This window comes from Streptomyces sp. NBC_00234, from assembly GCF_036195325.1.
Lineage (GTDB): Bacteria > Actinomycetota > Actinomycetes > Streptomycetales > Streptomycetaceae > Streptomyces.
In genome coordinates, this window is sequence record NZ_CP108101.1 from 4,497,839 (window position 1) to 4,523,893 (window position 26,055).

A 26,055-nucleotide genomic window follows, 5' to 3' on the forward strand; every position below is an offset into this window, starting at 1 on the left:
GTGTCGGCGCTGCCGACGGTCGGATTCCGTCTGCTTCTCTGTTGCTCCGCCCAGCCTCCGACCTCAAGCGCTCTTGAGGTCAAGCCCTCCTGTGGTCGAGTCCCCTTCCCGAGCGCCGTTCCACTCCCTTCAGCGCGAGCACGGCGGCCTCGATCCCGCTGTTGAACGACACCTCGCTGAGCAGCCCGGGGGCGGCGACCTGGTCGCCCGCCAGGAAGATCCCGTCGCCCCGGTCGATGGCGGGCCGGTCCCGCCAGGTCGAGCCGGGCAGATCGACGGCGCCCGTCCGGCCGGTGGCGAGCGCCTCGCGGCGCCAGGTGGTCCGCTCGCGCCAGCCGGGGAAGCCCAGGTCGAGGAGCTGCTCGGCGCGGGCGACGCCGTCCGCCCGGGGAGTGCCGGGTGCGATCGGGACCTGGCCCTGGATCAGCTGTTCGCCGGCCGGGGCGAGGGTGCGGTCCTGGGCGGTGAAGCGTTCGATCCAGCCGGGGGCGTCGAGGTCGGAGACGACGAACGCGTCGCCCCGCCGGGTCCGTACCGCCAGGTCGATCAGGGCGGTACGCCCGCTCTCCCAGGCCAGCGTGGGGTCGTCCAGCAGGGTGCGGGCGGCGTCGAGGGAGGTCGCGACGATCACCGGGCCCTGCTGCGCCAGGGCGGCGAGGGAGCCGGCGCCGATGCGCTCGGTGGTCTCGATCCGTACGCCCAGGTTCCAGGCGTGGGCCGCCATCCGGTCGATGACCTGCGCCCACCCGCCGACCGGGTAGCGCGCCTCGGGCGGCAGCGCGGTGGCCCGGCGCAGCCGCTCCTGGACGAACGCGGCGGAGAGCGAACCGGGGTCGTGGTGGAAGAGCGCCACCGCCATGTAGTGCGCGGCGGCGCGGGCGCCCTCCTCGCCGACCTGCTCCGTGGCCCAGCCGAGGAAGTCGCGGCCGACGGGGGCCTGCCGGGGACTGCGGCGGCTCAGTTTCAGCATGGCCGCGGGCGGGGTCCTGCGGCGGACGCCGTCGCGGCGGAAGTGGAAGCGGGCCCCTTCGAGGAGCGGTACGGAGGCGATCGGGCCGAGGAGTCCGCGCTGTTCGAGCCAGGTCCAGTGGGGGCCGCGGCAGTACAGCGCGTGCGGTCCTTCGTTGGTGAGGTACGGGCCTTCGGCCGTCCTGGCCCGCCCGCCGAGGGTGTGGTGGGCCTCGTGGAGGGTGACGAGGGCGCCGGATTCCGCGGCGGTGACGGCCGCGGTGAGACCGGCGAACCCTCCGCCGACGACGTGGATGCGCTGCATGGCCGGAGCTCCTTGACCGTGGGGCGACAGGGGACGCTGCTGCCCATCTGACGGTGCGGGGGCGTGGTTCGTGACATCCGCGCCGGGGCGTTGTCAGTGGTGTACGTCACGATGGGGGCATGGCAGGAAGCACCGGCAGAGGCAGCAGGGACAGCAGGGGCACGGGCAGGAAGGACACCGTCGCGGCGGCGCGGCGGGCGGAGGTCAGGCTGCCGCCGCTCGTCGCGTACGACGGGGAGGAGCTGGAGCCCGACGGGGACTACGACGGCGTGCACTTCGAGGGGGTGGACCTGGCCGACCAGTCGGGTCCGGGCGCCCGCTTCATGGACTGTTCGCTGGACGGCTGCGCCCTGGACCGTACGGAGCTGACCAGAGCCCGGTTCATCGACTCGGTCCTGACGGGCGTACGGGGCGTGGGCACCGATCTCGCGGGGGCGTCGCTGCGCGACGTGGAGGTCGTGGACGCGCGGCTGGGCGGGGTGCAGCTGCACGGCGCGGTGCTGGAGCGGGTCCTGGTGCGCGGCGGGAAGATCGACTATCTGAATCTGCGGAAGGCGCGGCTCAAGGACGTGGTGTTCGAGGGCTGTGTGCTGTCCGAGCCGGACTTCGGGGGTGCGCACCTGGTGCGGGTGGAGTTCCGGGACTGCGTGCTGAAGCGGGCCGACTTCAGTGCCGTGCGGATGGAGTCGGTGGATCTGCGGACGGTCGCCGAGCTGGACATCGCGCGGGGCGTGGAGCAGCTGGCGGGTGCGGTGATCAGCCCGTCGCAGCTGATGGAGCTGGCCCCGGCGTTCGCGGCCCAGATCGGGGTGCGGGTGGAGGCGTGAGGCCGCGTGCGACGCCGGGGGTCAGCGCATGCGGGGGAAGCGGGCCTGGAGGTCCCAGACGATGGGGTTGTCGGCGAGGCCCTCGTGCATGTCGGCCAGGTCGGCGATCAGGTCGTGCAGGAAGTCGCGGGCCTCGCGGCGCAGGAGGGAGTGGCTGAAGGTGAGCGGGGGCTCGTCGCCGGGCATCCAGTCGGCCTCGACGTCCACCCAGCCGAAGCGGCGCTCGAACATCATCCGGTCCGAGGACTCGGTGAAGTCCAGCTCGGCGTACTGCTCGCGGTGCGAGCGGTTGCCCCGGGGGTCCTGGTCGATCTGCTCGACGATGTCGCACAGCGCCCACGCGAAGTCGAGCACCGGAACCCATCCCCAGGCTGTGGACACCTCGCGGTCCGCCTTGGTGTCCGCGAGGTAGACGTCCCCGGAGAACAGGTCGTGCCGCAGGGCACGGACGTCCGCGCGCCGGTAGTCGGTCTGCGGAGGGTCGGGGAAGCGCCGGGAGAGGGAGTAGCCGATGTCGAGCACAGGTCGATGGTGTCATGCCCGGCATGATGGCCTCGGCCACGATCCCGGACCCCTCTCAGGGCAGCAGGCGCTGTTCCTTCGCCACGGCGACCGCGCCCGCCCGGGTGTCGACGCCGAGCTTGTCGTAGATGCGGCCCAGGTGGGTCTTGACCGTGGCCTCGCTGATGAACAGCGCACGGGCGATGTCACGGTTGCCGAGCCCCTGCGAGAGCTGGCCCAGGATGTCGAGTTCCCGCTCGGTGAGGGTCGGCAGCGGTTTGCGCATCCGGGCCATGACCCGGCTGGCGACCGGCGGGGAGAGGGTCGTGCGGCCCTGCGCGGCCGAGCGGATCGCGGCGAACAGCTCCTCGGGGCGCTCCGCCTTGAGCAGATAGCCGGTGGCGCCCGCCTCGATCGCGCGGGTGATGTCGGCGTCCGTGTCGTACGTGGTGAGGACCAGGACGTGGACGCCGCCGGTGCCCGCGATGCGGCGGGTGGCCTCGACGCCGTCGATGCCCTCGCCCAGCTGCAGGTCCATCAGCACGACGTCCGGGGCGAGTTTGGCGGCCAGCGCGACGGCTTCCTCGCCGCTGCCCGCCTCGCCGACGACCTCGATGTCCGGTTCGCTGCCGAGCAGGGCGAGCAGCCCCGCGCGTACGACGGCGTGGTCGTCGCAGAGCAGGATGCGTACGGATCCGGGGACGTTCGAGGTCATTCGGGTTCCTCCCGTGACGGGGCCGGAGGGGCTGACAGGTCTGACGGGGCCGAGGACGACGGGGGCGGGGCGGGCGCCGGGTAGAGGGGGATCGCCGCCGTCAGGACGGTGCCCTCGCCCGGTGCGGACTCGATCGTCAGGGTCCCGCCGAGCTGCTGGACGCGCGCCCGTACCGCGGGCAGCCCATGGCCGCGTACGCCTCCGGGCGGCCGGACCACCGGCGCGGAGGGGGTGAAACCGCGGCCGTTGTCGGCGATGTCGAGGACGACCCGGTCGCCGAGATGGGTCAGGGTGACCGCCGCGGCCGTGGCCTCGGCGTGCTCGCGCACGTTCGACAGCGCCCCTTGTGCGATCCGTAGCAGTGCGGACTGGACCCGGTCCGGCAGCTCCGTGTGCGGGGTGCCCTCCACGTGGCAGCGGACGGTGATCCGGCCCTGGACCGTCTCGCGGGCGGCGAGGGCGTGCAGCGCGGCCTCCAGTCCGCCGCCCTCCGCCAGATCGGCCGGGGCCAGATCGTGGACGAAGCGGCGTGCCTCGGCGAGATTGCGCTCCGCGATGCCCGTCGCCGTCAGGACGTGACGGCGGGCGGCGGGCTGGTCGGCGTCCCAGGTGCGGGCGGCGGCCTGGAGCAGCATCTGCTGGCTCGACAGGCCCTGCGCCAGGGTGTCGTGGATCTCCATGGACAGCCGCTGGCGTTCGGCGAGGGTGCCTTCGCGCCGCTCGGTGGCGGCCAGTTCGCGCCGGGTGCGCAACAGGTCGTCGATCAGTTCGCGCTGCCGGGCCGCCTGGCGCTGCATCTGGACGAAGACGGCGGTCGCGACGGCGGCCACGGCGGGCGGGGCCAGCAGCAGGTTCGGATCGAAGCCCTGCGCCAGGCTCAGCTGCGCGGCGACGACGAACACGGTCAGCAGCGCGACCAGGGCGTACGCGGCGCGTGGCGGCAGAATCCGCAGCCCGGTGTAGAAGAGCGGCACCGCGCACCACGCGAAGCTCGGCGCGAGCACGACCAGGACCATCCAGACGACCACCAGGACGCCCAGCCAGACCAGCCGGCGGGGGGTGGGGCGGGAGCCGAGGACCGGACCGAGGAGGTAGAGCACGGCGAGGCCGACCGACAGCGCGATGATCCACGGGGTGCGGGCCTCGCCGGGGTGGCGGAGCAGGAAGCGCGCGAGAGAGGCGCTGAGCAGCAGGAAGAACGCCGCGTGCATGAGGAGTGCGAGCCACCGCGCGTCGGGGTCCGCGCTCAGGTCCGGTTCGTTTCGGTGCTGCACCGCGTACTCCGTGCTCCCTGCCGACGACCTGTCACCGACCTGCCGGTCCGACGCCGACCTGCGCAGACACCTCCATGGTGACCCCTTGGGACCACCCCCGCATCAACCGATCGGCCGATGGGGCCGTCAACCGTCCCGGGCGCCGCGACGAGCCGGTACGCCGACGGTACGGGGCCGATTCCGGCCGGAGGATCGACAGCAGAGCGAAACAGCCGTACGACGCACTCCGAGGAGCCACCATGAAGAAGATGTCGATGCGTACCCGAGTCCTGACCGGCGCCGTCGCCGCCGCCGCGCTGAGCGCCGGAACCTTCGGTGCGATGTCCGCGAACGCCTCCGCCCCGGCCGCCGCCCCCGCAGCGGCCATCGCGGCCGACGCCACGAACGAGAACCTCCAGCAGACCACGCACCTCACCGTGGCCGCCGCCACCGAGGCCGCGCAGGCGACCCTGGACGCGGCGAAGAAGGAGAACCAGCGGGTCTCCGTGGCCGTCGTCGACCGCAACGGCAACACCATCGTGACGCTGCGCGGCGACGGTGCCGGCCCGCAGTCGTACGAGTCGGCCGAGAAGAAGGCGTTCACCGCCGTCTCCTGGAACGCCCCCACGTCCGAGCTGGTCAAGCGCCTGGAGTCGGCCCCGACGCTGAAGGACATCCCCGGCACGCTGTTCCTCGGCGGCGGCGCCCCGGTGCAGGTCAAGGGTGCCCCCGTCGCGGGCATCGGAGTGGCCGGCGCCCCCAGCGGCGACCTCGACGAGAAGTTCGCCCAGGCCGGCGTCGCCGCACTCGCCAACTGACGGTCCCGGCACCGAACCACCCGGCTCACCCCGGCTCACCCACGGAGACAGCGTATGAAGGCCCTCGATCACGATCTGCTCGAAGCAGCACGCACCGGCGACACCGACGGGGTGCTGGCCGCGATCGAGGGCGGCGCCCGCGTCGACACCCGCGACGAGGAGTTGCGTACGCCGCTGCTCCTCGCCGTGCTCGGCGACCATCTCGAAGCGGCCCGGGCGCTCGTCGCGGCGGGTGCCGACCCCGACGCGCAGGACCGCCGCGAGGAGAGCCCCTGGCTCGCCACGGGCGTCACCGGCAGCGTGGCCATGCTGCACGTCCTGCTGCCGGCCGGTCCCGACGTGACGCTCCGCAACAGGTTCGGCGGCATCTCGGTGATCCCGGCGAGCGAGCGCGGCCACGTCGCGTACGTACGGGAGGTGCTGCGCTGCACGGACTCGGACGTCGACCACGTCAACCGGCTGGGCTGGACCGCCCTGCTGGAGGCCGTGATCCTCGGCGAGGGCGGCCGGGCGCACCTGGACATCGTCGCGCTGCTGCTGGCCGCCGGTGCGACGCCCGATCTGCCGGACGGCGACGGGGTCACCGCCCTGGCGCACGCGGAGCGGCGCGGTTTCACGGAGATCGCGGCGCTGCTCCGGGCCGCCGGGGACGAGCGATGAGCGCCCGCCGGGCCGTCCCGGCACTCGTGGCGGCGGTGCTGCTCGCCGGGTGCGCGGCGGGGACGACGAACGGGGCGACGGGCACTCCGGACGCGCCCGGCGCATCAGCCGGCCGGACCGCGCCCACGAGCGCCCCCGCGACCCCGGACGGCGCCGCGACGGGGAAGGCGCCGGACGGCACCCTCCTCGTCACCGACTTCGGCAGCGACACGGTGACCTTCCTGGACCCGGACCCCGGCTCCGGTGCGCGCGGCCCGGCCGAGGAATCGGTCGAGGTCGGCACCGCCCCGTACGGTCTCGCCGTCGGCAGGGACGGCCGGGCCTGGGTGGCGACCGCCGAAGGCGTCGCGGTCGTGGACACGGCCACCCGGACCCGGCTCGCCCTCGTCCCGTACGAGACGGAGACCGGGCCGGTCACGACCGGTGAGTACCGCGGCGGGGGCATGGGCATCGCCCTCGCCCCCGACGGCCGGCACGTCTACGTCGGAGTCAACGTGCCCGGCGGCAACGGGACGCTGGAGGTCATCGACACCGCGACCCGTGAGGTGACCGACACCGTCCCGGTCGGCCGCCGCCCCTTCGACGTGGACGTCTCGCCGGACGGCCGGGAGGTGTACGCGACCGGTCACGACTCCTTCGACGTCACGGCGGTCCGCGCGGACACGCTGAAGAGCCGGCGCATGGAGGTCGCCCCGTACGGCACCGAGGGCGGTCTCGCGTCCTGGCTGAAGCCGCACTACGCCGTCGTACGCCCCGCCGACGGAAAGCTGCTCCTGCCCTTCGAGGGCGAACGGCTCGCCGTCCTCGACCCGCGCACCGGCACGGTCACGACCGAGGACATGACGGCCGACACCCATCAGCACGGCGCGGCCCTCACCCCCGACGGCACCCTCCTGGTCGTCGGTACCGGCCCGATCGCCTCCGACGACCGGGCCCCCTCCCTCACCGTCCGGAAGCCGGACGGCACGGAGCGCACCGTGGCTCTGGACGGGCCGCACGAGGACGTGGCGGTGTCGAAGGACGGCCGCACGGCGTACGTCACCGGCGGCTTCACCCGGGACGGGTACTGGAACGGGATCACCGTCGTCGATCTCACGGGCGACCGGGCACCGGTCCGGATGAGCGGGGGCGAGCGCCCTCTCGGTATCGCGGTCCTCTGACACCGCGGGCGCGCCCAATCCGACATTCCGCACATAGGATCACCGGTGTGGACCAGCGAACCCGGATACGGCGCACGACGTCCGCCGCCGCCCTGCTGTTCGCCCTGACGACCGCCGCCACCGCCTGCGCGGCCGTCGCGGGCGGGGTGGAGGGCAAGCCCGGTGCCGCCGGGCTGCGCGACCCGTACTTCCCGAGGCTCGGCAACGGCGGCTACGACGTCACGCACTACGACCTGGACCTGGACGTGGACGTCCGCACCGGCGGGGACGAGCTGCGCGGCACCGCGACGATCACCGCCCGGGCCACCCAGGACCTCAGCTCCTTCAACCTCGACCTCGCCGGGCTCGACGTCACGGGCGCGAGCGTCGAGGGGCGCCCGGCCGCGGTCAACCGGGCGGGCAGCGAGCTGACCCTGCGCCCGGACGCCGACGTCGAGGACCGGCTGCGCGAAGGCCGGACGTTCCGCACGGTCGTCCACTACTCCGGCGCCCCGCGGACGATCACCGACCGGGACGAGTCGGAGGAGGGGTGGCTGAAGACCGCCGACGGCTCGCTGGCGCTCGGCGAGCCGACCGGTTCCATGACCTGGTTCCCCGGCAACAACCACCCGAGCGACAAGGCGTCGTACGACATCACCGTCACCGTCCCGGAGGGGCTGACGGCCGTCTCCAACGGCGAACAGGTCTCCCGCCGGACGGCCGGGGACCGCACCACGTACCACTGGCGTGCCACCGAGCCCATGGCGAGCTATCTCGCGACGGTCGCCATCGGCCGCTACACGACGAAGAGTTCACGGACCCCCGAGGGCGTCGAGGTGTTCACCGCCGTGGACCCGAAGGTGGCACGGGCGAGCGGCCCCGTCGTCGCCCGCATCCCCGAGGTCATGACGTGGGCGGCCGGGAGGTTCGGCCCGTACCCCTTCGCCTCGACCGGCGCGATCGTCGACCGGCGGGAGGACTCCGAGTACGCGCTGGAGACCCAGAACCGGCCGGTCTTCCCCGGCACGCCCTCCACCGGGCTCCTCGTGCACGAGCTGGCCCACCAGTGGTTCGGGAACTCCGTCACGCCCGAGACCTGGCAGGACATGTGGCTCAACGAGGGCTTCGCCACGTACGCGGAGTGGCTCTGGTCCGAGGACCACGAGGACACCCCGACCCGGGAGAGTTTCGACGTGGCCTTCGCGAACGACCTCAACTGGGCCTTCCCGCCCGCGGATCCGCCGAGCGCCGCGGAGCTGTCCGCTCCGCCGGTGTACGGGCGCGGGGCGATGGTGATCGAGAAGCTCCGCCAGGCGGTGGACGACGACAAGGTGTTCTTCGCCCTGCTCGCGGGCTGGGCGAAGGAGCACCGGCACGGCAACGCGTCGACGGAGGACTTCACCGCCTACGCGGAGAAGAGGACCGGCCAGGACCTCGGCGAGCTGTGGGACACCTGGCTGTACGGCGACGGCCGCCCGGAGGACCCGGACGCGCAGGTCACGCCCTGAGCCGCGTCACGCCCTGAGCCGCGCGCCACGCCTGAGCCGCGTCACGCCCTGAGCCGCGTCAGGCAGGGGTCAGTGACTTGCGCAGGACCAGGCACGGGCGGTTCATCCGGAGATCGGGGCGGTGGGCCAGGACCTCGTAGCCGAGTGCCGTCCAGAAGGCGAGCGCCTTCGGGTTGTTCTCCAGGACCGCGAGCCGCACCCCGTGCCGGCCCGCCGCCCGGAACCGTTCCTCCACGTGTTCCGCCAGCTCCCGGCCGTATCCGGATCGGTGCTGCCCGGCGTCGACCATGAGCAGCCCGATCCAGGGATCGGGGTCGGCCGGGTCGGGGTGGTGCGCGAGGGTGATGACGATGCCCACCAACCGGCCCTTCGACCGGGCGAGGAGCACTTCGGCGTCCGGGTGGGCCAGCTCGTCGGCGAGTTCGGTGGCGACCTGCTCCGGGCGGATGTCGTCCGGGTCCGGGAAATCTCCGCTGAGCTGCTGGAAGGCCCGGTTCGAGGCGTACAGCGCGGTGAGTTCGGTGAGCAGCGGACCGGGGATGTCGCGGACCCCCGTGCCGAGGCCCAGCGGTTCGAGGATCATGTCGCGCACCTTAGACCGACCGGCAAATGGGGGGCGGCAGGCTCACCCGGCGCGCGCGGGAGCCCCCGGCCGACAGGACGCGGCCGGGGGCTCCCGGAGGACCTGGGCGAGCCCGGCGGATCACCGCCGCGGACACCCGAGCGGTGATGTCAGAGGTTGACGCCGAAGTCCTGGGCGATGCCGCGCAGGCCCGATGCGTAGCCCTGGCCGACCGCGCGGAACTTCCACTCGGCGCCGTTGCGGTAGAGCTCGCCGAAGACCATGGCGGTCTCGGTGGCGGCGTCCTCGCTCAGGTCGTAGCGCGCGAGCTCCGTGCCACCGGCTTGGTTGATGATGCGGATGAACGCGTTGCGGACCTGGCCGAAGTTCTGGCTGCGGGTCTCGGCGTCGTAGATGGAGACCGGGAAGACGATCTTGTCGATGTCGGCCGGCAGACCCGCCAGGTTGACGTTGATCTGCTCGTCGTCGCCCTCGCCCTGGCCCGTGACGTTGTCACCGGTGTGGACGATGGTCTGGTCCGGCGTCGCCTTGTTGTTGAAGAAGACGAAGTGGCCGTCGGAGAAGACCTTGCCGGCCGTGTTGACCGCGATCGCCGAGGCGTCGAGGTCGAAGTCGGTGCCGGTGGTGGTGCGGACGTCCCAGCCGAGGCCGACCGTGACGGCGGTAAGGCCCGGTGCCTCCTTGGTGAGCGAGACGTTGCCGCCCTTGGACAGGCTTACTGCCATGGGAAGTCCCTTTCCTCGTCGTATACGGGCTTCGTGCCATCACGAAAGCTACCGTCACCCGTCATAACGCAGGCAACAGACCACGAGGTTCCTGGTCCCTTTACTTTCTTTGCCGAACTTCTGGCCCAATCCGGACAGTGCGTACGGCAAAAGGAGGTGACGAACAGGCGGTGGGCCGGGGAACATGGGTGTCATGTCCGGGCCCTATGTCATCCGCGGTGCGGTCTCCCTGCCGGAGGCCGAGCTCATGTGGCGTTTCTCGCGGTCCTCGGGGCCAGGCGGGCAGCACGTCAACACGAGCGACTCACAGGCGGAGCTCCGCTTCGACCTCGCGGCGACCGAGTCGCTTCCCGAGGTGTGGAAGGCCCGCGCCCTGGAGCGGCTGGCGAACAAGCTGGTCAACGGGGTCGTGGTGGTACGGGCGTCCGAGCACCGCTCCCAGTGGCGCAACCGCGAGACGGCCGCCGTCCGGCTCGCCGCACTGCTCGCGGAGGCCACGGCGCCGCCCCCCAAGGCGCGGGTGAAGCGCAGGATTCCGCGCGGGATCAACGAACGCCGGCTCCGGGAGAAGAAGCAGCGCGGCGACACGAAGCGCGGTCGCTCCGGCCGCGACTGGTGAAGTCCGCAGGCTGAGCGGGCTCGCGGGACGCGCCCGGCGGTGCGTCAGCCGAGCCGGCGGTAGCGGCCCTTGAAGTAGGCCAGTGGTTCCCCGTCCGCGCTCGGCAGGTCCGCCGTCAGCACCCGTCCGATCACCAGGGTGTGGTCACCGGCCACCACCCGTTGCTCCGTCCGGCACTCCAGCGTCGCGAGCGCTCCGCCGATCATGGGCGCCCGGGTCACCTCTCCCCGTATGCAGGGGATGTCCTCGAACAGCAGCCGGTCGCTGATCCGGCCCTTCATGGCGAACCGGCTGGCGATGTGGCGCTGGCTCTCCGTGAGGACCGAGACCGACCACAGCGGCTGCTCGGCCAGCAGGTCGTCCATCCGGGAGTCGTTGCGCAGACTCACCATGACCAGGGGCGGGTCCAGGGAGACCGACATGAAGGCGGTCGCCGTCATCCCGACGTCCTCGCCGCGGCCGTGCTCGTCGAGCGGCGGCTCCTGGGCGGTGATCAGCACCACGCCGGCGGCCAACCGGGCGAGGGCGGCGCGGAACTCGTCGTTGCTCACCCCCTCAGCATGGGGGATGGGTTCGGGGCGCGGGGTGGGGGGCTTCGTCTGCAACACATCGGGCACGCTAGTCCCGTGCCGTGTCCGGCCGCATCGGACCAGGGGACCAGCCGGGTCCTAGGACCCGGGGAGCACGCAAGGTACTGCAACGTTCGGATTTGCGTTCAAGAAAAGGACGGAAGGCCTCCGAGGGGCTCCGAATCCCCTTCATCACCTATTGTGACTTGGCTCACAGAGGGCACTATTTGTTGACCCTGTGTACCGAGGGCGCAGCTCACTGTGATTCAGTGGCCGTGACACTGCAACAAGTACGTCGATATGAAACCTGGAGTTGCTGTCGAGGTCTCGGGGAGTGCGAGCAATGGAGGCCGAGTCGGAACCCTACGTCCGTCTTGCGACCATGCGTCAGCTGCACCAGGCCGTCGCTGATCTCAACACGGCGCGGAGTCTGGCAGACACCCTGCAGACCGTGGCCGACGGAATCGTCTCCGGCCTCGGTTACGAACTGGGCTGCGTGAATCTGGTGCGGCCGGACGGTGACCTCGTCGTCGCCGCGTTCGCGGGCAACGCCGCGGCCGAAGCCCTGATCACCGGGCGGGTCGGCTCGCGTGAGTCCTGGGAGCGCAGGCTGGCCATGGGCGAGGCATGGGACGAGCTCCGTTTCATACCCCACACCCAGGGCTGGGTCCTCCTCGACGACGACGTCCCGCAGTGGCACACCGAAGGTCCCGAGCCCCGTTTCGAGGACGAGTGGCACCCCCTGGACCGCCTCTACGCCCCGATGTACGCGTCCGGTGGCGGACTCGATCTGCTCGGCGTGATATCCGTCGACCGGCCGCGGAACATGCGCCGGCCCGGCGCGTGGGGGCGCGAAGCGCTCCAGATGTACGCATCACAGGCGGCGATTGCGATCAGTAACGCTCGCCTCCGAGCAAATATGCAGCGGGCCCTCGTCAGGCTCGAACGCGAGCAGCAGGCGCTGCGGGCCAGCGAGGAGTCCTTCCGCCAGGCGTTCGAGTACGCGCCCAGCGGTATGGCCATCGCCGAAATGGGCGGCGACCAGCACGGCAGGCTGCTCCGTACCAACGACGCCCTGTGCCGCCTCCTGGGCCGTCCCGCCTCCGTGCTGCGCCGCTACTCCTTCGCCGACCTCGTCCACCCCGAGGACATCGGCACCCTGCTGCGTACGTCGGCCGAGGGCGGCCGGGCCGAGCTGCGGCTCGGGCGCCGCGACGGCACGTACCTCTGGGTCTCCCTGCGGAACTCCGTCGTCGCCGACACCGCCGACGGCCCCCGTTTCCTCCTCACCCATGTCGAGGACATAGAGGAGCGCAAGCGGCACGAACTGCATCTCGCGCACCGCGCCTCGCACGACGCCCTCACCGGGCTGCCCAACAGCGCGGAGCTCCGGGCCCGGCTCAGCGCGCGGCTCTGTGAGAGGCCCCACGCGGTGGCGTCCACCGCGATCGAGGCGCTGGACGCGGCGTACGGCGATGCCGAGGCGTCCCGGGCGCACGGCTACCAGGCCGACGGCTACGACGCGGACCCGGTGCCGGGCGGCGGTCCCTACGACCACCACGTGCACACGGCGGCGCCGGCGTCCGACGCCGAGCACGACGACGGTTCGAAGGGCCTCGCGGTCCTCTTCTGCGACCTCGACGGCTTCAAGTCGATCAATGACCGTTTCGGACATCACACCGGCGACGCCGTCCTGATCGAGGTGGCCCGGCGGCTCACCACCTGTGTGCGGGACGGGGACACGGTGGCGCGGCTCGGAGGTGACGAATTCGTCGTCCTCGCGGACGGTCTCGGGGCCGCGGATGCCGCAGACCTGGCCGTACGCTTGCGTAATGCCATCATTCCGCCCATTCGGGTGGATGGCAGGGCGGTCAGGGTAGGTGCGAGTTTCGGCATCGGCTGGGCCGAGTGCGGGATGACCGTGGAAGAGGTCCTGCGCTCCGCCGACCAGCGGATGTACGTCGAAAAGCGCTCCCGGTCGAAGGTTCACCGGAGAGCCGGCTGAGGTTCACGGCAAGGCCATCCCCCTACCCCACCCCGGTTTCCGGTGCCGTCCGTGTGTGAGCAACGGCAATGAGGGCTGTGCTCCGTTCGGGGTAGGCTCGGCCGGTCGGCGACGGCTGGCGACATGGTGAGGAGTGACCCAGGGATGACGGCCGGGAACAACGGCACGAGCAAGCCCGAGGACGACGATCCGTTCGGCTACCTGTACGAGGACGGACAGGCGGCAGGCGCCCAGGCGCCCGGCCAGGGAGGCTACGGCTACCCCGGTCCGGCCGCTCAGCCCGGCGTGCCCAGAACCTCGTACAACCAGGTGCGGACCGTCGGCGAGCGCCAGTACGGGCAGCAGGTTCCGCAGCAGCCGTACCGCCAGCCGCCCCAGGCGCCGTACGGCCAGCCGCACGCGCAGTACGCGGCCCCCGAGACCTACCCGGGTGGCGCGTCCGCCTCGCAGGTCTCGCAGCAGGGCGGCAGGGGCGCCGGCTCCGGCCGGGGCGGTCCCAACACCAAGGCGCTGCTGATCGCGGCGGTCGCCGTGGTCGCGGTCGTGCTCATCGGCATCGGTGCCGCTCTTCTCTCGGACGGCGACGACCCCGACAAGAAGACGAACGAGGCCGGTACGTCGGCCGGGCCCGCCGGTGAGGTCGAGGAGTCGAAGAAGCCGGAGAAGTCCAAGGAGCCCGAGGCGCCGGCCGAGCTCCCGGAGCAGGACGCGGCGACGCTGTCGCTCGGTGGTTCCGCGGCGCTGGAGAACACGGTCAAGGGCGCCAAGAGCGCGAACGGCCAGTACATCAGCCTCAACGAGGTCGGCCGGTCCGCGACGTGGACCGTCGACGTGCCGGAGGCCGGGCCCTACACGCTGTACGTGACGTACGGCGTGCCGGGCAAGGACGCCAAGACGACCCTCACGGTCAACACCGAGGCGCCCCGCTCCATCAACATGAAGAACTTCGCGCACGCCGCGGAGGGCGATCTGGAGAAGGGGTGGACGAACACGTACGCGTACGTCAACCTCACCAAGGGCTCGAACACGCTGAAGCTCTCGTGCGAGACGGGCGACCAGTGCGACGCCAATCTCGACCAGCTCTCGCTGAAGGCGGGCCACATCAAGTAGCCCTTCCGCCCTTCAGGAACCGCCCCCGTCCCGGTCCTCGCCCCGTGCGAGCCGGGACGAGGCGTTTCCGGGGGCTTCCCGGGTTCAGCCGGGGGCTTCCCGGGTTCAGACGGTGTGCTCCTCGATGCCGACGCGCGTCAGCAGGTCCGCGTACGCCGTGGCGTCGAACTCGCCGGCGACCGGGGCCAGCACGGTCGCCGTCGACAGGGCCACCGCCCGGGTCAGCCGGTCCGGCCAGCTCAGGCCCTCGGCGATGCCGGAGAGCAGTCCGGCCACCGCGGAGTCACCCGCGCCCGTCGGATTGCCGCGCACGGCCGCGGGCGGGGTGGCGCGCCAGACGCTGTCCGGGGTGGCGGCGAGCATGCCGTCGGCGCCCAGGGACGCGACCACGCTGTGGGCGCCGCGGCGGCGGGCGTCGCGGGCGGCGCGCAGGGGTTCGCGGGCTCCGGTGAGCTGGGCGAGCTCGTCGGCGTTGGGCTTGACCAGGTCGGGGCGTGCGGCGATGCCCCGGCGCAGGGGTTCGCCGCTGGTGTCCAGGAGGACGGGGACCCCGGCGGTGCGGGCGAGGCGGACGAGCTCGGCGTAGGCGCCCACGTGTATGCCGGGCGGGAGGCTGCCGCAGAGGGCGACCGCGTCGGCTCCGGTGAGGAGCTTCTCGTACGTCCGCAGGAAGCCGGCCCATTCCTCGGCGGAGATGTGCGGGCCCGGTTCGTTCAGCTGGGTGGTGTCGCCGGTGGCGGCGTCGACGACGGCGATGGTGCGGCGGGTGTTCCCGGAGACGGTCACGAGTGCGTCGCGCGGCGGGAGCGGGGCGAGCAGGTCGCGCAGGACGGCTCCGGTGGGGCCGCCGGCGAAGCCGGTGACGACGGTCTCGTGGCCCAGCGCGGCGAGCACGCGGGCCACGTTGAGGCCCTTGCCGCCGGGGCGCTCGGTGAGTTCGGTGACCCGGTGGCTGCTGTGCGGGACGAGGGCCGGGACGGCGTACGTCAGGTCGAGCGCGGTGTTGAGTGTGACGGTCAGGATCACCTGCACCGACCTCCGATCCCTTGTAGCACTTCGTAGTACGCGCTTTCTCTTTCGGCCGACTGCCTTGGCGATCATGTCAAAGAGACGGCGGTCGGCCCAGGTGTCCGGGGCAACCGCCGTCTCTTCGTTACGTGCTCGGCCCGAGGCCGGTGGGTGGGATCACGCCAGCGGGGGCTCGATGATCCACTCGCCCTTGCGCATGACGCCCTTGAGGACGAAGTCCTCGTCCAGGACCACCAGGTCCGCGTCCTTGCCCGGTTCCAGCGAGCCGACCTTGTCGTACACGCCGAGGAGTCGCGCCGGGTTGGCGGAGATGGACTGGACGACGTCGTCGACCGGAATCCGGTCGATGGTGACGGCCCGGCGGAACGCGGTGTCCAGGGTGAGCGTGGAGCCGGCGATCGAGCCGCCCTCCACCAGGCGGGCGACGCCGTCCTTCACCTCGACGGCGAGCGGGCCCAGCTGGTATTGGCCGTCGCCGAACCCGGCCGCGTCCATCGCGTCCGTGATCAGGGCGACGCGTGCGGCTCCCGCGTGGTGGTAGGCGAGCTCCAGGGCGGCGGGGTGCAGATGGGTGCCGTCGTTGATCAGCTCGACGGTGATCCGCTCGTCCTCCAGGAGGGCCGCGATCGGGCCGGGCGCGCGGTGGCCGAGGGCCGGCATGGCGTTGTAGAGGTGCGTGGCGACGGTGGCGCCCGCGTCGATCGCCTCGACGGTCTGCTCGTACGTCGCGTCGGTGTGCCCGATCGCCGCGATCACGCCGTGCTCGGCGAGCAGGCGCACCGATTCGATGCCGCCGGGCAGCTCCGTGGCGAGGGTGAACATCTTCGCCGTGCCGTGCGCGGCGTCCATGAGCTTGCGGACCTCGGCCGGGTCCGGATCGCGCAGCAGGTCCTCGCTGTGGGCGCCCTTGCGGCACGGGGAGATGAACGGGCCCTCGAAGTGGATGCCGGCGAGGTCGCCCTGCTGGACCAGCTCGGAGAGGATGCCGGCCCGCTGGACGAGGAAGTCCATCTCGCCGGTGACGGTGGAGGCCACCAGCGTGGTGGTGCCGTGCTCGCGGTGGGTACGGACGCCGGTGAGGACCTCGTCCACGGTGCCGGAGGTGAAGGACGCGCCACCGCCGCCGTGGTTGTGCATGTCGACGAAGCCGGGCACCACCCAGTGGCCGGACAGATCGACGGTGCGGGCGCCCTCCGGCGTGCTGCCGGCGATCCTGCCGCCCTCGACGATCACCCGGCCGTTCTCGACCGTCCCGGTGGGCAGTACCACCCGGGCTCCTGCGAGAACTGTGCTGTCTGCGCGTCCGGCCATCAGGCGGATACCTCCGTGGAGAGAAGATCCCAGGCGAGCAGCCCTGCGCCCAGGCATCCGGCGGTGTCCCCGAGGGCCGCCGGGACGATGTGAGGCAGCTTCTGGAACGTGACCCGTTCCTCGACAGCCGCACGCAGTGGTGTGAACAAGGTTTCCCCCGCCTCGGCCAGACCGCCACCGATGATGAGCATGCGGGGGTCGAGCAGCGTGAGCGCGGTGACCAGTCCGGCGGCGAGCGCGTCGACCGCGTTCTGCCAGACCTGTACGGCGGCGGGGTCGCCGGACTCGACGGCCTTCGCGCAGTCCGCGGCGTCCGCCTCGGGGTCCCCGGAGGCGAGGGCCCAGGCCCGGGTCACCGCGGATGCGGAGGCCAGGGTCTCCAGACAGCCGCGCTGGCCGCAGCCGCAGTCCGGGCCGTCCGGCCGGACCACGATGTGGCCGATCTCGCCCGCGCAGCCGTGGGCGCCCTCCTCGATGGAGCCCGCGATGCCGATGGCGCCGGCGATGCCGGTGCCCAGCGGTACGAAGAGGAAGCGGTCGGCGCCCCGGCCCGCGCCGATCCGGCCCTCGGCGAGGCCGCCGGTCCTGACGTCGTGGCCGAGGGCGACGGGTACGCCGAGCCGCTCGCCGAGCAGGGCGCGCATGGGTACGTCGCGCCAGCCCAGGTTCGTCGCGTACACGGCGATCCCGTTCTCGGCGTCGACGATGCCCGGTACGGCGACGCCCGCGGCGACCGCGGTGGTGCCGAAGTGCTCCTCGCCGTACGCGCGCAGCTCGGCGGCGAACGCGAGGATCGTCTCCACGACGGCCTCGGGACCGCGCTCCCTGCCGGTGGCCCGGCGTGCCTCGTGGAGCAGGGTGCCGTCTGCCCCGACCAGGGCGGCCTTCATTCCTGTGCCGCCCACATCGAGGGCGATGACATGTCTCACGGAAGACAGTTTCGCCCGCCGACCGCAAAAGGTCTAGTCCACTATCGTGGTTTGTTGCGGCTGCATACAAAATGAGGTCCGTACCGATACGTTGCCGAAGCGAGACTCCTGTGGTGTAGACCTCTTGGTGAACGTGGGGGAAAATCACCATTCGGTGGGGGCGTGCAATCAACGAGGATGGGCGAGGCCGTGCAGCGGCGCTTTATCGGTGTGACCGCGGCAGTGGCCGCACTTGGCATGACGGCAACGTTGTCGGGCTGCTCGAACGGCGGCGAATCCGGTGACGTCACCCTGAAGTTCGTGGCCGCCGACTACGGCACCGGCCCGGAGAACTCGTCCGAGACCTACTGGAACGACCTCGCCCGGAAGTTCGAGACCGCTCACCCCGGGATCAAGGTCGACGTCCACGTCTACGCGTGGAAGGACGTCGACCGCGAGGTCTCCGAGATGGTGAAGCAGGGCAAGGCCCCGGACATCGCCCAGATCGGCGCGTACGCGGACTACGCGAAGCAGGACAAGCTCTACACGACCGACGAGACGCTCGCCATCCGCACCCAGGCCAACTTCCTCCCCTCGCTCAGCGATGCGGGCAAGGTCAACGGCAAGCAGTACGGGCTGCCCTTCGTCGCCAGCACCCGGCTGCTCTTCTACAACAAGAAGCTGTTCAGCCAGGCCGGGCTCGACGCACCCAAGACCTGGGACGACATCCAGAGCGATGCCGCGCAGCTCGACCAGCGCGGCGTCAGGTACCCCTTCGCCCTGCCCCTCGGGCCGGAGGAGTCGCAGGCCGAGACCCTGATGTGGCTGCTCAGCGGCGGCGGTGGCTACACCGACGACGTCGGCGCGTACTCCATCGACTCCCCGGAGAACGTCGCCACGTTCACCTGGCTGAAGGACAACCTCGTCGGCAAGGGGCTCACCGGCCCCGTCGCGCCCGGCAAGCTCGACCGGGCCAAGGCGTTCGAGGCGTTCACCCGCGGCCAGGTCGGCATGCTCAACGGCCACCCGACGCTGATGGAGGACGCCCAGAAGCGGGGCATCCAGGTCGGCATGGTGCCGCTGCCCGGCGTCGACGGGCCGACCCAGGGCTCGATGGGCGTCGCCGACTGGATGATGGGCTTCAAGCAGAACAACCACCGCACGGAGATCGGCACGTTCTTCGACTTCGCGTACAACGACGAGAACGTGCTCGCCTTCGCGGACGAGTACGACCTGCTGCCCGTCACGGACAGCGCCTCCGCGGCGATGGAGGCGGACCCCCGGCACAAGCCGCTGCGCGAGTTCCTGGCGGCGCTGCCGAACTCGCAGTTCTACCCGTTCGCCAAGACGTCCTGGGCGCAGGCCAGCGAGGCCATCAAGGAGCGCATCGGCGCCGCGGTGGCGCCGGACGGCAATCCGGAGGGCGTGCTCGGCGAGATAGCCAACAAGGCCACCGAGGCGGAGCAGGCGGAGTAGGCGGCGCCGGGGGAGTGGCGCGGGTGTCCGTCCGGGCGATTAGGTTGTTCATATGACCGAAGACGCCCCGCTCTCCGACCGGGACCGGGCCCTGCTGGCCCTGGAGCGGCGCTCCTGGGCGGGGCCCGGTGCGAAGGAACGGGCGATCCGCGAAGAGCTGGGGATGTCGCCGGTCCGCTACTACCAGCTCCTGAACGCGCTGATCGACGACCGGCGCGCACTGGAGGAGGACCCGGTGACGGTGAACCGCCTGCGCGGCGTACGGGCCGCGCGCCGGGACCGTCGCTGACGGAAGGCGCTCTTCGACGGTCCTCGGCGGCGGCATCGCTATAGGGTCGACCCATGGGCAGTCACCTCGATCACCTGCCGACCCCGACCACCCCCGCCGGCCGCGAAGGTCTCGCCGCTGTTCTCGCCCGGCCCGACCGCGCCGTGGTCGCTCTCGACTTCGACGGCACGCTCGCCGACATCGTTCCCGATCCGGAACAGGCACGCGCCCACCCCGGCGCCGTTCCCGCGCTCGCCGCCCTCGCGCCGCGTGTCGCGTCCGTGGCCGTGATCACCGGCCGGCCGGCCGGGGTCGCCGTGCGGTACGGCGGCTTCGCCGGGGTGGCCGGGCTCGACCATCTCGTCGTCCTCGGTCACTACGGCGCCGAACGCTGGGACGCCGTGACCGGCACCGTGCACGCCCCCGCCCCGCACCCCGGCGTCGCCGCCGTGCGAGGTGAACTCCCGGGAGTGCTGCACGAGTTGGGTGCCTGGCACGGCACCTGGGTGGAGGAGAAGGGGCAGGCCGTGGCCGTCCACACCCGCCGTGCCGAGGATCCGCAGGCCGTCTTCGAGTCGCTGCGCGGCCCCCTCGGCCAGCTCGCCGCCCGGCACGGGCTGATCGTCGAACCCGGCCGCATGGTCCTGGAGTTGCGCCCTCCCGGCATGGACAAGGGCGTCGCGCTCGCGGAGTACGTACGCCAGACGGACGCCGAGTCCGTCCTGTACGCGGGCGACGACCTCGGCGACCTCGCCGCCTACGCCACGGTGGAGAAGCTCCGCAGCGAAGGCCCGGACGGCATCCCGGGCCTCCTCGTGTGCAGCGGCAGCGAAGTGCCCGAACTGGCCGAGCGGTCCGACCTGTTGCTGCCCGGACCGGAGGCCGTCGTCGGCTTCCTGTCAGCCCTCGCGCAGCGCGTGTAGCTGGTCCAGGAACCACTGCTGAGGCGGCAGCGCCGTCGCCGCCTCGGCCAGCGCCTTCGTGCGGTCCGCCCGCTCGTCGTGCGGCATCGACAGGGCCTGGTGCAGCGCCTCGGCCGTGGCGGACACGTCGTACGGGTTCACCACGATCGCGGCGTCGCCCAGCTCCTCGTACGCCCCCGCCTCCCGGGACAGCACCAGTACGCAGCCGTCGTCGGAGACCACGGGCACCTCCTTGGCGACCAGGTTCATCCCGTCCCGGATCGGGTTGACCAGCGCCACGTCGGCCAGCCGGTACGCCGCGAGCGAGCGCGCGAAGTCGTCCTTGACGTGGAGGACCACCGGGGTCCAGTCGGGCGTTCCGTAGGCCGCGTTGATCTCGTCGGCCAGGCTCTGCACCGCCGCCGTGTACTCCTGGTACACCGTGAGGTCCTGCCGCGAGGGATAGGCGAACGCGATGTGCGTGACCCGCCCGCGCCACTCGGGATACGCGTCCAGGAGCGCCCGGTAGGCGAGCAGGCCGCGGACGATGTTCTTGGAGAGCTCGGTCCGGTCCACCCGCACGATCGTCCGGCGTCCCGGACCCACCTCCTCCCGCAGCGCCGCCATCCGCTCGTCCACGTCCGCCTCGTGCGAGCGCCGGCGCAGGAACTCCGCGTCCGCCCCGAGCCCGTGCACCCCGATCCGGGTGTGGCCGGTGCCGCCCAGGATCTCCGTGCAGCAGCCGATGAAGGCGTCCGCCCAGCGCCGGGTGAGGAACGCCGCCCGGTCGGCGCCCAGGATGCCGCGCAGCAGCTGCTCGCCGATGTCGTCGGGCAGCAGGCGGAAGTAGTCGACGGGCGCCCACGGGGTGTGCGAGAAGTGGCCGATGCGCAGGTCGGCGCGGAGCTCACGGAGCATGCCCGGCACCAGGGCCAGGTGGTAGTCCTGCACGAGAACGGCCGCGCCCTCGCCCGCCTCCTGGGCGAGTGCTTCGGCGAAGGCCCGGTTGTACGCCTCGTAGGAGGCCCACTGGCGCCGGAACTCCGCGTCGAACGCGGGCTCCAGGGGCGTCTGGTACAGCATGTGGTGGACGAACCAGAGCACCGAGTTGGCGATGCCGTTGTACGCGTCGGCGTGGAGGTCGGCGTCGATGTCGAGCATCCGGACGCCCGGTTCGGCGACCCCGCGCCTGACCGCCTCGCGGTCGCCGTCGCTCAGCGCCGCGCACACCCAGAGCTTGTCGTCGACGGCGCTGAGGCCGGAGACGAGGCCGCCCCCGCCCCGTTTCGAAGCGAGCGAGCCGTCCTCGCCCTGTGTGTACGACACGGGGCCGCGGTTGGACGCGACGAGGACCTGGGCTGCGTGCTCGGAGACCATGTAGCGGAATCTAGCCCGTTCCGTAACCCCCCAAACGTGAGTACGGCCGCACTCCGGGGCGGGAGTGCGGCCGTGGGGGCGGGTCCGGTCAGCTGTGGTCGCGTCCGCGTCCGCGGCCCCGGGCCGCCGCGCGGGCGACCGTTCCGGCCGCCGTCAGGGCCAGCGCCAGGCCGCCGAGCAGCCACAACCGCTCACCGTTGCTGCCGGTCGCGGCCATCGAGCCGGGCGCGGAGTCCGCGGGCGTCGGCCTCGGCTGCACCGTGACCGAGGGGGAGGCGGACGGGGCGACGGAGGGTGACGGCTCCGGGGCGGGGGAGTCGGACGGGGACGGGCTCGGACTCGGGTCGGGGCGCTCCACCTGCGGCGTCACTCCGCAGGCCGGGTCCGTGCTGTCCGCGTCGCAGTTGGAGCGCGGTGACTCCACGTCGATGTCGTTGCGCAGCTTCCCGTCCCCGGTGATCGGGTCGTTGACGGTGACGGAGTACGTCACGGTCGCCGTCCGGCCGGCGGGGATGTCACCGAGATAGCCGATCCTCGGCGCGGTGTACGAGACGTCCCCGAGCGTGGCCGAGGCGTCCTGGTTGTAGACCGCGTCGTCGAGGTTGTCGGTCAGGTCGTCGCTGAACTTGGCGTTCGGGTAGTCGAGCCGGCTGATGTTCTTCGCCCGCACCGTGTACGTGATCGTCCCGCCGGGAGCGATCGCGCCGCCGGGCGAGACCGTCTTGGTGATCTCCAGGTCCGGTACGGGGACGGAGAAGGCCAGCGCGGAGGGGACGTAGGTGTCGCCCTTGGTGCCGAAGGTCAGCGTCGTGGAGGTGTCGCCCGGCTGGATCGTCCCCTCGGGTACCTCGAACTCCTTGGCGTCGATGCTGAGGTTGTTGACGTACTTCGGGTCGACCGCCCCGTCGTCCTCGCTGACGAAGAAGTTGTTGGTGTTGCCGGTGTGCGCCTCGGTGACGTTCTTGTCCTCGACGAGGAAGCGGTCGCCGGGGGTGTTCCAGTCGCCCTCGTACGCCGTCACGGAGGCCCGGACGCTGCCGCCGCCCGCCCGGTAGAAGCCGTCCACGCCGATGGTCGTCGCGGGGGAGGTGGAGCGCTGGAGGACGTGGCCGCCGTAGACGTAGACGTTGCGTCGGTCGGGTGCGTACGTGTCGTCGGGGGCGTCGTAGGCGTAGACGACGGTGAGCGACCAGCCCGCGACGCAGCCCCGGCCGTTCGCGGCCCATAGGTCTCCGACGGCCACGGGGAGCGGGGCTCCGTCGCCCGTCATGCCGGTGAACGCGGCGGTGACGTCCGCCTCGCCCGTGTAGTAGTGCGGGCCGTTCGTGCTCGCCGGGTCCTGGACCAGGTGCTCGGGGGCGACCTTCGTGGGCGGGGCACCGGCCAGGCCGAGGGACGGGACGGCTTCGAGCGGCCCGCCGGGGGAGCCGGTCACGTCGGCGCCGGAGATGTCGCAGCGTGCCAGGGTGGCCCCGCTGGGCCCCCGGTAGGTGCCGTCGTTGCCGCCCCAGAAGAGCCGGGCGTAGGCGATCCGGGCGCCGGGCGGCACGGTGACCGCGCCGGTGCTCGACCCGTATCCGTCGGTGGTGCCCGCCGTGTTCAGGCGCCGCATCTCGAAGGTGTTGTTGTTGTCGCCGCCCTGGCCCCCTGCCGAGACCGCGCAGCGGGCGGCCAGGTCGGCGGGGGCCGTGGGGCAGCCCATGACGGTGTTGCCGATGGTCCGGAAATCGCCGTACAGCGACTCGTCGTACCGCTTCTCGAACGGGGCGACGACATCGGCGGCGGCCTGGGCGGGGGCGATCAGCCCGGTCGCCGCGGAGCTCAGCAGGGCCAGGGCTGCGGCGTATACGGGCAGTCGGCGCCTGCGGCGCAGAGCAGCCCTGGTGCGAGAGAAAGCCATAAAAGGGGAATCTATGTACTTTTATGACTAAATCGGTTACGCCGCGCGGCGGGACACGTACTCCGCGATCTCGCGCATCGGGGGCCGCTCCTCCGTGTCCACCGCATGGGTGAGGGGGACGAAGCCGCTCTCGCCCCGCTCGAACTGGGTGAGCGCGGGCCGCACCAGGTGGCCCCGGGAGAGCCGGAGCTGTGCGGTGCGGTAGATCGTCGCCGCCATCCGCCCCAGCGCCTGGCCGTCCTGGTGGCGGTGCCTGCGGACGCCGACGTCGACCTGGCCCAGCGCGTCCAGGCCCACCGTGTGCAGTGCGTCGATGAGCAGGCCCAGCTCCACTCCGTAACCGACGGGGAAGGGCAGCTGTTCGAGCAGGGAGCGCCGCACCGCGTACTCGCCGCCGAGCGGCTGGACGAATCCGGCCAGTTGGGGCCAGTGCAGATTGAGCAGGGGGCGCGCCACCAGCTCCGTGACGCGACCGCCCTGGCCGGTGGTGTTGCCCAGCGGGCGGTCGTACATCGCCTTCACGAACTGCACCGAGGGGTCGGTGAGCAGTGGCCCGATGGTGCCGGAGACGAAGTCGGCGGAGAAGTCCTTCAGGTCCGCGTCGACGAAGCAGACGATCTCCCCGCTCGTGACCAGGAGTGACCGCCACAGGACCTCGCCCTTGCCGGGGACCGCGGGTATCCGGGGCAGGATCGCGTCCCGGTGGACCACTCGGGCACCGGCTTCCGCGGCGACCCTCGCGGTGGCGTCGGTCGAGCCGGAATCGATCACGACCAGCTCGTCGACCAGCGGAACCCGTTCCATCAGCTCGCGCCGGATCGTCGTCACGATCGCGCCGACCGTCGCCTCCTCGTTGAGGGCGGGCAGGACGACACTGACGCTCGCGCGGTGCGGATCCCGTGTCCTGGCGGCTGCGAGACGATCCAGCGGGCGATCGGCAGCCGACCAGGAACGCCTGGTCAGCCAGCGTTCCACCTCTTCCAGCACGGTCGATACTCCCTGTATGTGATCCATCTCGCGGTTCGGACGACTATCTCAACAGTCCGAGGCTTCGGTTACAGTCTTGAACAACGCGGAAGGCCCTTGCATCTCGGGGTCCACCCGCCGACAAATGCCTGGATCGATGATCCAGTGCCACAGCGCTCATCCAGAGGGACTGAGGGAACGGCCCGTTGAAGTCCCGGCAACCCCCCCATCGACCGAGAGGTCACGGTGGGGAAGGTGCCAAATCCGTCTTGTGGCGAAATGCGCCATGAGGAAGATGAGGAGAAAGGGCCTCCGCCAGCATGGCTGTGCAGACTGATCTGACGAACACCCCTTCCACTGTGGACCTCGGTCCCGCCGCGGCGCTTTCCTGCCGCGAGTGCGGCGAGCGATTCGAGCTCGGTCCCCTTTTCGCCTGCGCGTCCTGTTTCGGGCCGCTCGAAGTGGCGTACGACCTGCCGAGCGGCTCCCCCGACGAGCTGAAGAAGCGCATCGAGGCCGGACCCAACAACATCTGGCGCTACGCGCCGCTGCTGCCGGTCCCCGCCGATGTCGCGGACAAGCCCAACATCAACCCCGGCTTCACCAAGCTGGTCAAGGCCGACAACCTCGCCCGCGAGCTGGGCGTCACCGGCGGTCTGTACGTCAAGGACGACTCCGGCAACCCGACGCACTCCTTCAAGGACCGTGTCGTCGCGATCGCCGTCGAGGCCGCCCGCGCCTTCGGCTTCACCACCCTGTCCTGCTCCTCCACCGGCAACCTCGCCGGTGCGGTGGGCGCCGCCGCCGCCCGTGCCGGCTTCCGGTCCTGCGTGTTCATCCCGCACGACCTGGAGCAGGGCAAGGTCGTCATGGCCGCGGTGTACGGCGGTGAACTGGTCGGCATCGAGGGCAACTACGACGACGTCAACCGCTTCTGCTCCGAGCTCATCGGTGACCCGCTCGGCGAGGGCTGGGGCTTCGTCAACGTCAACCTGCGTCCGTACTACGGCGAGGGCTCCAAGACCCTCGCGTACGAGATCTGCGAGCAGCTCGGCTGGCAGCTGCCGGACCAGCTCGTGATCCCGATCGCCTCGGGCTCGCAGCTGACGAAGATCGACAAGGGGCTCCAGGAGCTCATCAAGCTCGGTCTGGTCGAGGACAAGCCGTACAAGATCTTCGGTGCCCAGGCCGAGGGCTGCTCCCCGGTCTCGGTGGCCTTCAAGGCCGGTCACGACGTCGTGCGCCCCCAGAAGCCGAACACGATCGCCAAGTCCCTGGCGATCGGCAACCCGGCCGACGGTCCGTACGTGCTGGACATCGCCCGCCGTACCGGTGGCGCCGTCGAGGACGTGAACGACGAGCAGATCGTCGACGCGATCAAGCTGCTCGCGCAGACCGAGGGCATCTTCGCGGAGACCGCGGGCGGGGTGACGGTCGGCGTGACGAAGAAGCTGATCGAGGCGGGTCTGATCGACCCGACCCTGACCACCGTCGTCCTGAACACCGGTGACGGCCTCAAGACGCTCGACGCGGTGGCCGCGACCTCGCAGGCGACCGCGACGATCCGGCCGAGCCTGGACGCGTTCCGCGCGGCCGGCCTCGCCACCAGCTGA

Annotated in this window: 25 protein-coding genes and 1 riboswitch; of the genes, 12 read left to right on the plus strand and 13 right to left on the minus strand. The window is 71.6% G+C overall.

Features of this window, described 5'->3' with window-relative positions; translation table 11 throughout:
• Positions 1 to 79 precede the first annotated feature (79 nt).
• A complete protein-coding gene (locus OG230_RS19810; protein ID WP_328905051.1) occupies positions 80 to 1,273 on the minus strand; it encodes an NAD(P)-binding protein in 1,194 nt (397 codons plus the stop codon).
• A 119-nt stretch (positions 1,274 to 1,392) separates the two neighbouring features.
• Between OG230_RS19810 and OG230_RS19815 the strand changes: the two genes are divergently transcribed.
• Positions 1,393 to 2,100 (plus strand): pentapeptide repeat-containing protein, encoded by a 708-nt coding sequence (locus OG230_RS19815; protein ID WP_328905052.1) that lies wholly within the window; start codon positions 1,393 to 1,395, stop codon positions 2,098 to 2,100.
• 21 nt (positions 2,101 to 2,121) lie between these two features.
• Here OG230_RS19815 and OG230_RS19820 read toward each other — a convergent pair whose 3' ends face one another.
• The 3 genes from OG230_RS19820 to OG230_RS19830 are packed head-to-tail and all read right to left on the minus strand — an operon-like array spanning position 2,122 to position 4,590.
• The gene (locus OG230_RS19820; RefSeq protein WP_328905053.1) at positions 2,122 to 2,622 is read right to left on the minus strand and encodes a hypothetical protein; all 501 of its coding nucleotides are present in this window, start codon (positions 2,620 to 2,622) and stop codon (positions 2,122 to 2,124) included.
• Between the two features lie 55 nt (positions 2,623 to 2,677).
• Positions 2,678 to 3,316 (minus strand): response regulator transcription factor, encoded by a 639-nt coding sequence (locus tag OG230_RS19825; RefSeq protein ID WP_328905054.1) that lies wholly within the window; start codon positions 3,314 to 3,316, stop codon positions 2,678 to 2,680.
• Positions 3,313 to 4,590, minus strand: coding sequence for a sensor histidine kinase (locus OG230_RS19830; RefSeq protein WP_328905055.1), 1,278 nt, complete (start codon positions 4,588 to 4,590; stop codon positions 3,313 to 3,315). Before OG230_RS19830 ends, OG230_RS19825 begins: the two co-directional genes overlap by 4 nt.
• Before the next feature lie 239 nt (positions 4,591 to 4,829).
• Here OG230_RS19830 and OG230_RS19835 point away from each other — a divergent pair, with 239 nt between their 5' ends.
• The 4 genes from OG230_RS19835 to OG230_RS19850 are packed head-to-tail and all read left to right on the plus strand — an operon-like array spanning position 4,830 to position 8,694.
• Positions 4,830 to 5,387: a GlcG/HbpS family heme-binding protein gene (locus OG230_RS19835; protein ID WP_328905056.1), complete on the plus strand. Its 558-nt coding sequence runs from the start codon at positions 4,830 to 4,832 to the stop codon at positions 5,385 to 5,387.
• A gap of 54 nt (positions 5,388 to 5,441) precedes the next feature.
• On the plus strand, positions 5,442 to 6,047 hold the full coding sequence (locus OG230_RS19840) for an ankyrin repeat domain-containing protein (RefSeq protein ID WP_328905057.1): 606 nt from the start codon (positions 5,442 to 5,444) through the stop codon (positions 6,045 to 6,047).
• Entirely contained in the window at positions 6,044 to 7,207 is a 1,164-nt protein-coding gene (locus OG230_RS19845; RefSeq protein WP_328905058.1) for a YncE family protein, read from the plus strand. The genes OG230_RS19840 and OG230_RS19845 overlap by 4 nt, the downstream gene beginning before the upstream one ends.
• Before the next feature lie 47 nt (positions 7,208 to 7,254).
• Complete coding sequence (locus OG230_RS19850; RefSeq protein ID WP_443051341.1) at positions 7,255 to 8,694, plus strand: M1 family metallopeptidase; 1,440 nt, start codon at positions 7,255 to 7,257, stop codon at positions 8,692 to 8,694.
• A gap of 58 nt (positions 8,695 to 8,752) precedes the next feature.
• Here the strand turns inward: OG230_RS19850 and OG230_RS19855 are convergent, their stop codons facing one another.
• Both OG230_RS19855 and OG230_RS19860 read right to left on the minus strand, forming a co-directional pair.
• Positions 8,753 to 9,277, minus strand: a complete 525-nt coding sequence (locus OG230_RS19855) for a GNAT family N-acetyltransferase (protein WP_328905059.1) — start codon at positions 9,275 to 9,277, stop codon at positions 8,753 to 8,755.
• Between the two features lie 149 nt (positions 9,278 to 9,426).
• The gene (locus OG230_RS19860) at positions 9,427 to 10,002 is read right to left on the minus strand and encodes a TerD family protein (protein ID WP_328905060.1); all 576 of its coding nucleotides are present in this window, start codon (positions 10,000 to 10,002) and stop codon (positions 9,427 to 9,429) included.
• Between the two features lie 184 nt (positions 10,003 to 10,186).
• Here OG230_RS19860 and arfB point away from each other — a divergent pair, with 184 nt between their 5' ends.
• On the plus strand, positions 10,187 to 10,621 hold the full coding sequence (gene arfB / locus OG230_RS19865; protein WP_328905061.1) for an alternative ribosome rescue aminoacyl-tRNA hydrolase ArfB: 435 nt from the start codon (positions 10,187 to 10,189) through the stop codon (positions 10,619 to 10,621).
• Between the two features lie 44 nt (positions 10,622 to 10,665).
• Here arfB and OG230_RS19870 read toward each other — a convergent pair whose 3' ends face one another.
• On the minus strand, positions 10,666 to 11,172 hold the full coding sequence (locus OG230_RS19870) for a flavin reductase family protein (RefSeq protein WP_328905062.1): 507 nt from the start codon (positions 11,170 to 11,172) through the stop codon (positions 10,666 to 10,668).
• 361 nt (positions 11,173 to 11,533) lie between these two features.
• Here OG230_RS19870 and cdgB point away from each other — a divergent pair, with 361 nt between their 5' ends.
• Together cdgB and OG230_RS19880 are read left to right on the plus strand one after the other, a co-directional pair.
• Positions 11,534 to 13,195 carry a diguanylate cyclase CdgB gene (gene cdgB, locus OG230_RS19875; protein WP_328905063.1) on the plus strand — a complete coding sequence of 554 codons (1,662 nt, stop codon included), beginning with the start codon at positions 11,534 to 11,536 and terminating at the stop codon, positions 13,193 to 13,195.
• A gap of 144 nt (positions 13,196 to 13,339) precedes the next feature.
• Complete coding sequence (locus OG230_RS19880) at positions 13,340 to 14,305, plus strand: carbohydrate-binding protein (protein ID WP_328905064.1); 966 nt, start codon at positions 13,340 to 13,342, stop codon at positions 14,303 to 14,305.
• Between the two features lie 105 nt (positions 14,306 to 14,410).
• Here OG230_RS19880 and OG230_RS19885 read toward each other — a convergent pair whose 3' ends face one another.
• The 3 genes from OG230_RS19885 to OG230_RS19895 all read right to left on the minus strand — a co-directional run bounded on the left by OG230_RS19885 (position 14,411) and on the right by OG230_RS19895 (position 17,574).
• On the minus strand, positions 14,411 to 15,331 hold the full coding sequence (locus OG230_RS19885; RefSeq protein WP_328905065.1) for a 1-phosphofructokinase family hexose kinase: 921 nt from the start codon (positions 15,329 to 15,331) through the stop codon (positions 14,411 to 14,413).
• A 159-nt stretch (positions 15,332 to 15,490) separates the two neighbouring features.
• Entirely contained in the window at positions 15,491 to 16,645 is a 1,155-nt protein-coding gene (gene nagA, locus OG230_RS19890) for an N-acetylglucosamine-6-phosphate deacetylase (protein WP_328905066.1), read from the minus strand.
• Positions 16,645 to 17,574 carry an ROK family protein gene (locus OG230_RS19895; protein ID WP_443051342.1) on the minus strand — a complete coding sequence of 310 codons (930 nt, stop codon included), beginning with the start codon at positions 17,572 to 17,574 and terminating at the stop codon, positions 16,645 to 16,647. The genes nagA and OG230_RS19895 overlap by 1 nt, the downstream gene beginning before the upstream one ends.
• Before the next feature lie 177 nt (positions 17,575 to 17,751).
• Between OG230_RS19895 and OG230_RS19900 the strand changes: the two genes are divergently transcribed.
• Genes OG230_RS19900 through otsB form a run of 3 tightly spaced genes read left to right on the plus strand, consistent with a single transcriptional unit; the run spans position 17,752 to position 20,220 of the window.
• Positions 17,752 to 19,029, plus strand: a complete 1,278-nt coding sequence (locus OG230_RS19900) for an ABC transporter substrate-binding protein (protein WP_328911459.1) — start codon at positions 17,752 to 17,754, stop codon at positions 19,027 to 19,029.
• A gap of 52 nt (positions 19,030 to 19,081) precedes the next feature.
• On the plus strand, positions 19,082 to 19,318 hold the full coding sequence (locus tag OG230_RS19905) for a DUF3263 domain-containing protein (protein WP_328905067.1): 237 nt from the start codon (positions 19,082 to 19,084) through the stop codon (positions 19,316 to 19,318).
• Between the two features lie 53 nt (positions 19,319 to 19,371).
• Positions 19,372 to 20,220, plus strand: a complete 849-nt coding sequence (gene otsB / locus OG230_RS19910; RefSeq protein WP_328905068.1) for a trehalose-phosphatase — start codon at positions 19,372 to 19,374, stop codon at positions 20,218 to 20,220.
• On the opposite strand, the gene OG230_RS19915 is transcribed toward otsB, so the two are convergent.
• From OG230_RS19915 to OG230_RS19925, 3 genes are all read right to left on the minus strand, one after another.
• Entirely contained in the window at positions 20,197 to 21,576 is a 1,380-nt protein-coding gene (locus tag OG230_RS19915) for an alpha,alpha-trehalose-phosphate synthase (UDP-forming) (protein ID WP_328905069.1), read from the minus strand. The two genes, otsB and OG230_RS19915, sit on opposite strands and share 24 nt — an antisense overlap.
• Positions 21,577 to 21,664: 88 nt before the next feature.
• Positions 21,665 to 23,476, minus strand: coding sequence for a DUF7927 domain-containing protein (locus OG230_RS19920; protein WP_328905070.1), 1,812 nt, complete (start codon positions 23,474 to 23,476; stop codon positions 21,665 to 21,667).
• Between the two features lie 36 nt (positions 23,477 to 23,512).
• Entirely contained in the window at positions 23,513 to 24,463 is a 951-nt protein-coding gene (locus tag OG230_RS19925; protein ID WP_328905071.1) for a glucosyl-3-phosphoglycerate synthase, read from the minus strand.
• A gap of 153 nt (positions 24,464 to 24,616) precedes the next feature.
• Positions 24,617 to 24,744: riboswitch (SAM riboswitch) on the plus strand.
• Between the two features lie 18 nt (positions 24,745 to 24,762).
• On the opposite strand from OG230_RS19925, the gene thrC reads away from it, so the two are divergent.
• Positions 24,763 to 26,055, plus strand: a complete 1,293-nt coding sequence (thrC, locus tag OG230_RS19930) for a threonine synthase (RefSeq protein WP_328905072.1) — start codon at positions 24,763 to 24,765, stop codon at positions 26,053 to 26,055.